Source organism: Pantoea wallisii (assembly GCF_002095485.1).
Lineage (GTDB): Bacteria > Pseudomonadota > Gammaproteobacteria > Enterobacterales > Enterobacteriaceae > Pantoea > Pantoea wallisii.
Window position 1 is genome coordinate 37,644 of sequence record NZ_MLFS01000039.1, and the last position, 9,672, is coordinate 47,315.

Genomic DNA, 9,672 nt, shown 5'->3' on the forward strand with positions numbered 1-9,672 from the left:
CCTCAAAACAGACCGCTCTGATTTTTCAGCAGCGCTTCCACATCTTTATCCACTTTAATGTGGATCTCATGCTCGATTTTTACGTTCATGTTAATGGTAATAGGCTCTTTCGGCGCCGCCACTTCAATACGCGGCACGCAGCCCATTAGCGGCAGCCCGGCTGCCAGCACCAGTAGTGCCCTCAGGCTCATGGTTTCGGGTCCCTTTTTGATGGCAGGGTGGCGTGCTGCTCCACCCAGGATTGCAAATTATCGCCAAAGCGCAAACTGCGCCACAGCTGGAACAGGTTTTCCTGATGCTGATAGTTCAGGTTAATTGACTGGCGCCGGTTACTGAACTGACTGGTGCCTTTGACCTCCGCCTGCATGGTCAGACGCCCAACATTATCCAGATCGATCGTCGCCCAGGATCGTGAAATTTCCATGTAGCGCAGCCAGTCCATTGCCGCCCCCGCCGCGATGTTATTGCTGACAATCGCATCCGCCATGTCTTTATCCATACGGAAGGTCAGCGGGCCACTATTGGCAATCCAGCCCTTCTCGATCAGCACTGCGGATTGCTCAGCCACAGCGGCAACTCGCCGCTAACCTTGCCGGACATGGCAAACTGTTTCGGTTTGATGGCGGTGACCAGCTCGCTGAGATCAATATTCCGCAGCGAAACGCGTGCAGGCTGCTGCTGCGGCATCTGCAGCAGCGGCAGGCTAACGTGGCCGCCCAGCAGGTCAAGATTAACATTGCTCAGCGTCAGCGGCTGGCGCACCTGCCACGGATAGTGCCCCTGCAGATCGGCCGTGATGTTCTGTAGCGCAAACTGGTTTTTCACTTCAGCAATACGCAGCGTGACCGGCCCGCGCCGTCCGAGCTGCCACCGATGATCTTTCAGGCGGAATGGCAGGGTAAAATCGACGCCGTTGATCTCACTGTCCGGCATCCAGACACTGCCGTTACTCACTGCCCAGAAACCACCTGCTTCGAAGCCCTGGCCGGCGGCGGCAGAGAAAGCGATCTGCGCCCGCAGTTCACCGGACTGGATACGCATCTTCAGATCGCTGCTTAGCAGCGGCTGGAAAACCGTCAGCGACTGAGCCGGCCACCAGGCTTCGCCGCGCAGGCGTTCGCCATCCCAACGCCCGTGTACGCGCAGCGGCCCGATATCCTCTGCCCTGAGATCGCCACGCCAGAGGAAATGGCTGGGATCGCGCCCCTGGGCTGCGAAGTTGAGCTCAGACGCTGGCAGCCAGCCGCCATAGCTGAACTGCGTCTGGCCGGATTTTAGTGCAAAACCGCCGGTGAACGTTGGCGCGGCCGGGTCACGCTGCCAGCGCACCGGCGCGGTTAGCGTCAGGCGCGGTGCATCCACCGCTACCGCACCATACGCCAGCTTATCGAAACCGGTATCCAGCGTATCCAGACTAATCAGCCTCTCCTGCCAGCCGCCGGTGCCCCGCACATCCCAACGGGCATCAAGCGGCGCCAGACGGCCATCGCCCCAGTAACGCCAGCGCCAGCGCCCGCTGTCAGGCCAGAAGTCGCTGGCGCGGCCATCCAGGTGCAGCGTAAAGCGCCCGTATTGCGCGTCGTGAGCCTTGAGAATAGCCTGCAGGCGGCCATTGATCCCGCGTGATGCTACGGTGACACCCGCCAGCGGCCAGCGCGCCTCATCCACTTCCAGCGTGTCCAGTAGCCGGCCGCGCAAACGCAGCAGTGCGCCCTGTTTCAGGCTCAGCTGCGGATCGGTCAGCATGCCGTGCAGCAGGCCGGGTATGCTGCCGTAGAGTTGCAGATCGGCGAGTTTACTTTCGCCGGTTAACCGGAACGGCAGTGCGCTGTCGATCAGGCTGAGCGTGCCCGGCCCGACGCTCAGCACCAGATTGCCTTTCCCGCCACGCCCTTGCGTCAGCAAATTCATGCGTCCGCTTACCAGTGTCTTCTCCAGCCCCTGCTGCCAGTTATCGAGCGTGAGCGCCAATCCGCCGGAGAGCGCTTGTGTAGCCTGCGGCCAGCGCCAGCGGCCTTGCGTAATGCGAATCTGCTGCGCATCCACCTGCCACGGCAGTTGCAGCAAAGGATCGTCCTCACCCTGCTGCTGCACGCTTAACACGCCTTGCTGCTGCTGCCAGTTAAGGGCCAGCATAAGCGGCTGCGGCCACTGGGTAATATGCACCCCGCCCCGTAGTTCGCCAGCCACCGGCAAACCATTGGCGAAAGTGGGCAAGGTCAGATCGCCCTGCAGCGTCAGCGGTTCAGGTAACAGAGGATGGCGAAGCTGCAGCTGCGCAATGTGGAGCTGCTGGCCGGTCAGGTGCGCATCCAGTAACAGATTGTCACCCTGATAGTGCAGCCGCTGCGTCTCTTTACTGAGGGTGAGATCGAAATGACCCGCGTAAGCTTGCCACGGCAGAATACTCAGCTGTTGCAGATGGATATCTGCGCCCGGCAGCATCTGCTGCCATGCAGCGAGGCTGCGCGGTGCGCCCCCCGCCTCACCCTGCGGCAGCGCTTGCAGACAGTCGCTGTTGAGTTGCACATGCCGCGCATTAACCTGCCAGCGCTGCTGCTGCCAGCCAATGACCACATCTTCCACGTTTGCCAGCTCACACTGATCTGCCAGATAGCGCACCTGAGGAAACGCCAGGCCACCATGATGCCAGCGTGGGGTACCGTTTAGCTCAACGCGGGTATTTTCCGGTAGCCAGATCCCCGCCAGACGCGGCAGCCATTGCGTCAGCGTCAGCAGCAAGCCCAGAAGCAGTAATATCAGCGCCATCAGCGCAGCTAGTGTTCGACGAAGGCCCCGCGTCATGGCAGCTAACGTTCCTGTTGTTAACGTAATCCTGACAATGATGATGGCATGTTATGCCCGGCAAATGAAGGTCTTACCCCGATTCACCGGCTGAATACCAGCAAAGTCAGGCGGAAACCGTTATCCTGTAGTGATAACGGCCTAACATTTTTCAGGAGCGAAACAATGAAAGTTGCGGTTTATAGCACCAAGCACTATGACCAGAAATATCTTGAGCATGTTAATGCCAGCTATGGATTTGAGCTGGCCTTCTTTGACTTTTTGCTGACGGAGACCACAGCAAAAAACGCGGCCGGATATGATGCGGTGTGCATCTTCGTGAATGATGACGCCAGCAAAGCAGTGGTTGAGGAGCTTGCCGCGCTGGGGGTGAAGTATATCGCCCTGCGCTGCGCCGGGTTTAATAATGTCGATCTGGATACGGCAGCTGCGCTGGGTTTACAGGTGGTACGCGTGCCCGCCTACTCGCCCGAAGCGGTGGCCGAGCACACTATTGGCCTGATGATGACGCTCAACCGCCGGATTCATCGTGCTTATCAGCGCACGCGCGACGCCAACTTTTCTCTGGATGGCTTAACCGGTTTCAATATGCACAATAAAACCGCTGGCGTAATCGGTACGGGTAAAATTGGCGTTGCGACGATGCGCATTCTGAAAGGATTTGGCATGCGGCTGCTGGCGTATGATCCTTATCCAAGCGATGCAGCTCTGGCGCTGGGTGCAGAGTATGTCGATCTGAAAACGCTGTTTACTGAATCGGATGTGATTACGCTGCACTGTCCGCTAACGCCGGAAAACCACCATCTGCTGGATGCGCAGGCGTTTAGCCAGATGAAAGATGGCGTCATGATCATCAACACCAGCCGTGGCGGATTGATCGATTCGCAGGCGGCCATTGATGCACTGAAGCAGCAGAAAATCGGCTCACTGGGTATGGATGTGTATGAGAACGAACGCGGCCTGTTCTTTGAGGATAAATCCAATGATGTGATTCAGGACGACGTGTTCCGTCGCCTGTCAGCCTGCCACAACGTACTGTTTACTGGCCATCAGGCGTTTCTCACTGCTGAGGCTCTCACCGCGATTTCGGAAACCACGCTGGGCAACCTGCAACAACTCGACCGTGGCGAACACTGCCCAAATCAGGTGACTGCATAACACATTGCGCCTGCTTTAGCGGGCGCACGATCCACCTATCAGCGCTTGCTCATCGCAGCGGCGACCGTTCACCAGCTGGCACATGCCAACGCGTGAACCGTCTAACTGACGCGAAAACGCCAGCGTCCCCCCGGCATTACTGCAGTTAACCTCAGCCATAGATGACATAATCACATGGGGCTGGACGTGGGCGGCAGTAGCCTGCTGCGGCGGTTCACTGTCACTGTTGCTGCTGCAGGCAGAGAGTAACAGCGCGGCACCGGCCAGCAGTAAAGTAGCGGCTTTCATCGATTGGGCTCCGGGGGACCTGGCGGAAAAGTCGCACCAGCATATGTCAGGTGCGGTGAGGGATCGATAGGCGACACAGCTTTTTACAAAATTTAATTTCAGGTATTGCAAGCAGAATTATCCTGATTGGATTGGGGCCACTTGCCCTCTTCGCACGGGATTATCAGGACACTCAGGGGGAATAATGTTAACGGACATGCTTATCCGTATCGCGCTGGCGGGTATTCTGGGAGGATTAATCGGTCTTGAGCGTCAGATGCGTGCCAAAGAAGCGGGCCTGCGTACACATATTCTGGTCGGCATCGGCAGTGCGATGTTTATGCTGGTATCAAAGTATGGCTTCGCCGATATGCTCGGCGATCAGCATGTCTCGCTCGATCCCAGCCGGATTGCCGCGCAGGTGGTAAGCGGCATGGGCTTTCTTGGTGCTGGCACCATCATTATTCAGAAGCAGATTGTTAAAGGGTTAACCACCGCCGCCGGGTTATGGGTCACCGCGGCAATCGGCTTAGTGATTGGCAGCGGCATGTATGAAATTGGCATTTACGGCACGGTGCTGGCGCTGGTGGTGCTGGAGACCTTCCGCCGGATTAGCCACTGGCTGATTGGACGCCACCATACGTTAATTGTGCATTTGAAACCCAAAAGCGTGCCGCTGGTGCTACTGGTGCTGCAGCGGGAAAAGGTGCGCTACGGGCATATCGCCGTGGTCAACCGTGATGAAGAGAGCGGCTTATGCGAACTGAGCGTAGAGGTGACATTGTCACGTCGCGCCCCTATGCACGCTATCTATGATAAAGTGATGGAAATTAAAGGCGTGCAGTCGCTGGAGATGATGTGAGTCAGCGTCCACGATGAAACGGCGCATGACTAATAGATTTCAGTACAAAGCGATCACGTTAGACTGGCTTTCGCGCCCGCAATCCGTACCATACGCACTCATGTCAAAAGGGTTTATTGCCACTGAAACCTGTTTCAGCCGCTAACGGCCCTTGCCTTCTCTCTCAGGCTTGAAAATAATGTCGGAAAATCAAGAAGTAAACAAGAAAGAACAATACAACCTTAACAAGCTGCAGAAGCGTCTGCGGCGCAACGTGGGTGAAGCCATCGCCGATTTCAACATGATTGAGGAAGGCGATCGCATTATGGTGTGCCTCTCCGGCGGTAAAGATAGCTACACCATGCTGGAAATTTTACGCAATTTGCAGCAGAGCGCGCCGGTAAACTTTTCGCTGATTGCCGTTAACCTTGATCAGAAACAGCCAGGGTTTCCTGAACATATCCTGCCAGCTTATCTGGATGAGCTGGGCGTCGAGTATAAAATCGTTAATGAAGATACCTACTCGATTGTTAAAGAGAAGATCCCGGAAGGCAAAACCACCTGCTCACTCTGCTCGCGCCTGCGCCGCGGAATTCTGTATCGCACCGCGACCGAACTGGGCTGCACGAAGATCGCGCTGGGTCACCATCGCGATGACATCCTGCAAACACTGTTCCTGAATATGTTCTACGGTGGCAAGATGAAAGGCATGCCGCCGAAACTGATGAGCGATGACGGTAAGCACATTGTGATCCGTCCGCTGGCCTACTGCCGTGAAAAAGACATCATCCGCTTTGCCGAGGCGCGTCAGTTCCCGATCATTCCTTGTAACCTGTGTGGTTCACAGCCTAACCTGCAGCGTCAGGTGGTAGCGGACATGCTGCGTGACTGGGATAAACGCTATCCGGGCCGCATTGAGACCATGTTCAGCGCGATGCAGAACATTGTGCCGTCGCATATGGCAGACATTAATCTGTTCGATTTTAAAAGCATCAAACACGGCGATAGCGTGGTTGATGGCGGTGATATCGGCTTTGACCGTGAAACCCTGCCGGTACAACCGGCTGGCTGGCAACCTGACGATGAAGACGCGCCTGATGTCAGTGCGCGTCTGGATATACTGGAAATCAAATAAATACGGTTCTGAAAAAATAAGGCGCGTCGCTTCGGCTACGCGCCTTTTTTATTAGCGGTGCGGCGGTGGATCGCTAATAGGTGGAAATTCAGGATCGTGCGGCGGTTCAGGTTCCGGTATTGGCTGCGGCTGTGGCACCGGCTCAGGAATCGGTGGCGGATCGGTGGGGATAGGTTCGCTGGCGTGTTGCATTCGCATGCCCTTCTCCTGTTTCGCTGAATGTCCTTTAAGCGTAGGAAAGATACCGGGTTAAGCCAAGCGGGTAAAAAAAAGCCGGCGGATAAGCCGGCGTCGTACGAATCAAATGTGCTATGCAGTAATTCAAAAAAGGAAGTAAGACAATATGGAGCACAACGCCCATCGCTTGACGTTGCATTCACCTGCGGAAGAGAGTTTGCCCTGACTGTGCCTGGGGCTTATTGATATCGATCAGGTTTTTCCCGGTTTTTAACAACATTGCCTTTTTCAGTCTGTGCTATAGCCAGTTGCGCCGCTTCAGCCACAGCGCAACGCCCAGTACCATCACCAGCAGCAGAACACAAAACGCAGTGAATCCGAGCGGCCAGTTGCCGCCGGGAATACCGCCGAGGTTGACGCCAAACAGGCCTGTCAGGAAGGTAGCAGGCAGGAAGATCATCGCCATAAGCGACATGGTATAGGTGCGGCGGTTCATCGATTCGGCCAGCAGTGAAGCCACTTCATCAGCCAGAATACCGGTACGCGCCACGCCGGCATTAAGATCGTCAAGGCCGCGCCCGAGCCGGTCCGCCACATCCTGCATACGGCGCCGATCGTCATCATTCATCCACGGCAACTTCTCACTCGCCAGGCGCGCATAGACATCACGCTGCGGTGCCATGTAGCGCCGCATCACAATTAACTGCTTGCGCAGCAGCGCCAGCTCGCCGCGTGCGGGCACCTGCTGGTCCATCAGGGCATCTTCCAGCTCAATGATTTTGTCGTGCATCTCTTCAATAAACTCACTGGCGTGATCGGTCAGCGCATCGCAGACATCCACCAGCCAGCTGCCGCCGTCAACCGGGCCATTGCCTTTTTGCAACTCCGTCAGGACTTCGTCAACGGCATAAACTTTGCGCCGTCGCGTAGAGACGATCAGCTTGTCGTTAATGAAGACGCGCATCGCCACCAGCTGATCGGGCCGGGAATCGGCGTTGTGATTAACGCTGCGTAGCACAATCATAAACCCGTCGCCAAGACGGGTGACGCGCGGCCGCATGCTGTCACCGGCCAGCGCATCACGCACGGCGTCAGGAATCAGTGGCGTATTCTGTAACCACTCTGCGCTCTGCCGCTGGGTATAATTCAGGTGCAGCCAGCAGTGACGTTCACAGTGGATGATGTCTTTATCCTCAATCGGAATGACACCCCCTTTCCCATCAAACTGGCAGGATATTATCGCATCCGATACCTGCAGCGCTTTTCCTTCAATGACGTTCACGCACTCGCCTCACTATCAAAATCAATACGATACAGTCTAGCGTGACGCGGGCCAGTTGCAATCATCAGGCTGTGAGCAAAAATGACAGGCGCGGTGCGCGGCACAGTTCAGTGCGCCGCGCAGGTGATAACAGAGGGCGATCAGTGCTTCTCAATCCACAGTTCACGGCTGTAAGCCACGTCTTCCGGATTATTTATCGGATACCCTTTCACCCACGGCTTAATTAAACGCCCGTTGGTGTATTGATAGAGCGGCGCAATCGGCACCTGATCGGCGATAATCTGCTCGGCCTTATTGTAATCGGCGTTGCGCGCTGCACGGCTGGTTTCATTGCTGGCTTTATTCAGTACCGCATCATAGTCGGCGCTCTTAAAGCGGGCAATATTACCGCTGTGACTCGAGGTTAACAGACTGAGGAAGGTGGAGGGTTCGTTGTAATCGCCGACCCACGACGCGCGGATCACATCAAAATTGCCGCTATTACGGCTATCAATGTATGTTTTCCACTCCTGATTCTGCAGCGTAACGTCCACGCCAAGACTCTTTTTCCACATTGAGGCGACGGCAATCGCAATCTTCTGATGGCTCTCCGAGGTGTTATACAGCAGCGTCAAATGCAGCGGTTTGGCGGGCCCATAGCCTGCCGCAGTAAGCAACGCTTTGGCCTGTGCGTTCAGCTCCTGCTGGCTGTGCTGTTGCAGATAGCTCTGCTGCGGCGTAAAGCCTGCGGTGACGTCCGGGGTAAAGTGCCAGGCCGGTTTTTCACCGGTGCCCAACACTTTTTCCGCGATGATGCGGCGATCGATGCTCCAGGAGAGCGCCTTACGCACCCGCACGTCGGCGGTTGGCCCTTTTTGCGTGTTGAAGGCGTAGTAGTAAGTCCCCAGCTGGTCTGGTGTATAGACCTCGCCCGGCAGGGAGCGCTTCAGCAGCGCATACATATTTTTCGGAAAGGACTCTGTGATGTCGATATCACCGGCACGGTAGCGTTTGGTGGCGCTCGACTCTTCATTAATCGGAATGAACGTCACTTTGGTCAGCACGGACTGTTTGTCATTCCAGTAGTGAGGATTACGTACCAGCACGATCTTTTCGTTAACCACCCGCGACTCAAGCTGGTACGCGCCGTTGCCGACCAGCTTGCCCGGCGCAGTCCAGTTCTCGCCCTGTTGCTCAATCACCTTCTGCGAGACCGGATACATTGCAGCATTGGCCACCATCGCCGGGAACCAGGGCACAGGGCGTGACAGCGTCACTTTTAGCTGACTAGCGCCGATGGCGGTCACGCCCAGTTTCGTGGCGGGCATCTCCCCTTTGGTGATCGCTTCTGCGTTCTCAATGCCGCTCAGTGCGGCAAACCAGGCAAAGGGTGAACTGTTTTTAGGATCGACGACCCGCTGCCAGCTATAGACAAAATCCTGCGCCGTCACTGGCTCGCCATTTGACCAGCGCGCATCTTTCCGCAGGGTGAAAATCCAGCTCTTGTTATCGTTACTGCTCCAGCTTTGCGCGACGCCCGGCACGATGTTGCCCCGGGCATCCTGATTGGTGAGCCCTTCAAACAGATCGCGCATAACCTGAATCTCCGGCAAACCGACCGCTTTTAGCGGGTCAAGCGAGGCGGGTTCATCTTTAATATGGCGCACGATCTCCTGCTTACTGGCTAACGTTGCCCCGGCTGGCACGCTGGCTGCGAAGGCGGGCGAAATTGCGCTGGTCAGCATTAATGCGGTCAGCGTTTTGCGGAAAGTCAGTTTCATCACCACTCCTTTACCCGAAAAAAATGGCGACCGCGAAGGAGGTTGCGTCGCCAGCGACTTTTGGCACTCTATCGCAAATCGCTGATTGATATATAGCTATTTCCCCGGATGCTGTTTACCGTTATGTTGAGGCTGGATTCCCGGTCACAAAATTAATGCTCAACCAGGCAGGAAACGCATGACGACACACCATCCGCGCCCGCTGCGCGGCAAGCTGGACGCAAAATGGCAACAATATGGGCAGTCG

At 56.2% G+C, this 9,672-nt stretch carries 8 protein-coding genes and 1 pseudogene; 3 read left to right on the forward strand and 6 right to left on the reverse strand.

The genetic code is table 11. From position 1 onward, the window contains the following. Positions 1 to 2 precede the first annotated feature (2 nt). Positions 3 to 191 carry a YnbE family lipoprotein gene (locus tag HA48_RS14175; protein ID WP_039333459.1) on the reverse strand — a complete coding sequence of 63 codons (189 nt, stop codon included), beginning with the start codon at positions 189 to 191 and terminating at the stop codon, positions 3 to 5. Continuing rightward, positions 188 to 2,805 (reverse strand): annotated as a pseudogene (locus HA48_RS14180) (YdbH family protein). The gene HA48_RS14175 and the pseudogene HA48_RS14180 overlap by 4 nt, the downstream one beginning before the upstream one ends. A gap of 165 nt (positions 2,806 to 2,970) precedes the next feature. On the opposite strand from HA48_RS14180, the gene HA48_RS14185 reads away from it, so the two are divergent. Next, positions 2,971 to 3,963, forward strand: a complete 993-nt coding sequence (locus HA48_RS14185) for a 2-hydroxyacid dehydrogenase (protein ID WP_128601893.1) — start codon at positions 2,971 to 2,973, stop codon at positions 3,961 to 3,963. 15 nt (positions 3,964 to 3,978) lie between these two features. Here HA48_RS14185 and HA48_RS14190 read toward each other — a convergent pair whose 3' ends face one another. After that, positions 3,979 to 4,251, reverse strand: a complete 273-nt coding sequence (locus tag HA48_RS14190) for a putative hemolysin (RefSeq protein ID WP_128601894.1) — start codon at positions 4,249 to 4,251, stop codon at positions 3,979 to 3,981. Positions 4,252 to 4,435: 184 nt separating this feature from the next. On the opposite strand from HA48_RS14190, the gene HA48_RS14195 reads away from it, so the two are divergent. Continuing rightward, entirely contained in the window at positions 4,436 to 5,092 is a 657-nt protein-coding gene (locus HA48_RS14195) for an MgtC/SapB family protein (protein ID WP_128601895.1), read from the forward strand. Positions 5,093 to 5,270: 178 nt separating this feature from the next. Next, entirely contained in the window at positions 5,271 to 6,206 is a 936-nt protein-coding gene (gene ttcA, locus HA48_RS14200) for a tRNA 2-thiocytidine(32) synthetase TtcA (RefSeq protein ID WP_128601896.1), read from the forward strand. Between the two features lie 51 nt (positions 6,207 to 6,257). On the opposite strand, the gene HA48_RS22195 is transcribed toward ttcA, so the two are convergent. From HA48_RS22195 to HA48_RS14210, 3 genes are all read right to left on the reverse strand, one after another. Further along, on the reverse strand, positions 6,258 to 6,404 hold the full coding sequence (locus tag HA48_RS22195; protein ID WP_167377152.1) for a hypothetical protein: 147 nt from the start codon (positions 6,402 to 6,404) through the stop codon (positions 6,258 to 6,260). 277 nt (positions 6,405 to 6,681) lie between these two features. Next, positions 6,682 to 7,665 (reverse strand): zinc transporter ZntB, encoded by a 984-nt coding sequence (gene zntB, locus HA48_RS14205; RefSeq protein ID WP_128601897.1) that lies wholly within the window; start codon positions 7,663 to 7,665, stop codon positions 6,682 to 6,684. Positions 7,666 to 7,805: 140 nt separating this feature from the next. Then, on the reverse strand, positions 7,806 to 9,425 hold the full coding sequence (locus HA48_RS14210) for a peptide ABC transporter substrate-binding protein (protein WP_128601898.1): 1,620 nt from the start codon (positions 9,423 to 9,425) through the stop codon (positions 7,806 to 7,808). Positions 9,426 to 9,672 lie beyond the last annotated feature (247 nt).

Coding starts and splice junctions, on each gene's coding strand:
- HA48_RS14175 (WP_039333459.1), bottom strand. CDS start 191: ATGAGCCTGAGGGCACTACTGGTGCTGGCAGCCGGGCTGCCGCTAATG.
- HA48_RS14185 (WP_128601893.1), top strand. CDS start 2,971: ATGAAAGTTGCGGTTTATAGCACCAAGCACTATGACCAGAAATATCTT.
- HA48_RS14190 (WP_128601894.1), bottom strand. CDS start 4,251: ATGAAAGCCGCTACTTTACTGCTGGCCGGTGCCGCGCTGTTACTCTCT.
- HA48_RS14195 (WP_128601895.1), top strand. CDS start 4,436: ATGTTAACGGACATGCTTATCCGTATCGCGCTGGCGGGTATTCTGGGA.
- ttcA (WP_128601896.1), top strand. CDS start 5,271: ATGTCGGAAAATCAAGAAGTAAACAAGAAAGAACAATACAACCTTAAC.
- HA48_RS22195 (WP_167377152.1), bottom strand. CDS start 6,404: ATGCGAATGCAACACGCCAGCGAACCTATCCCCACCGATCCGCCACCG.
- HA48_RS14210 (WP_128601898.1), bottom strand. CDS start 9,425: ATGAAACTGACTTTCCGCAAAACGCTGACCGCATTAATGCTGACCAGC.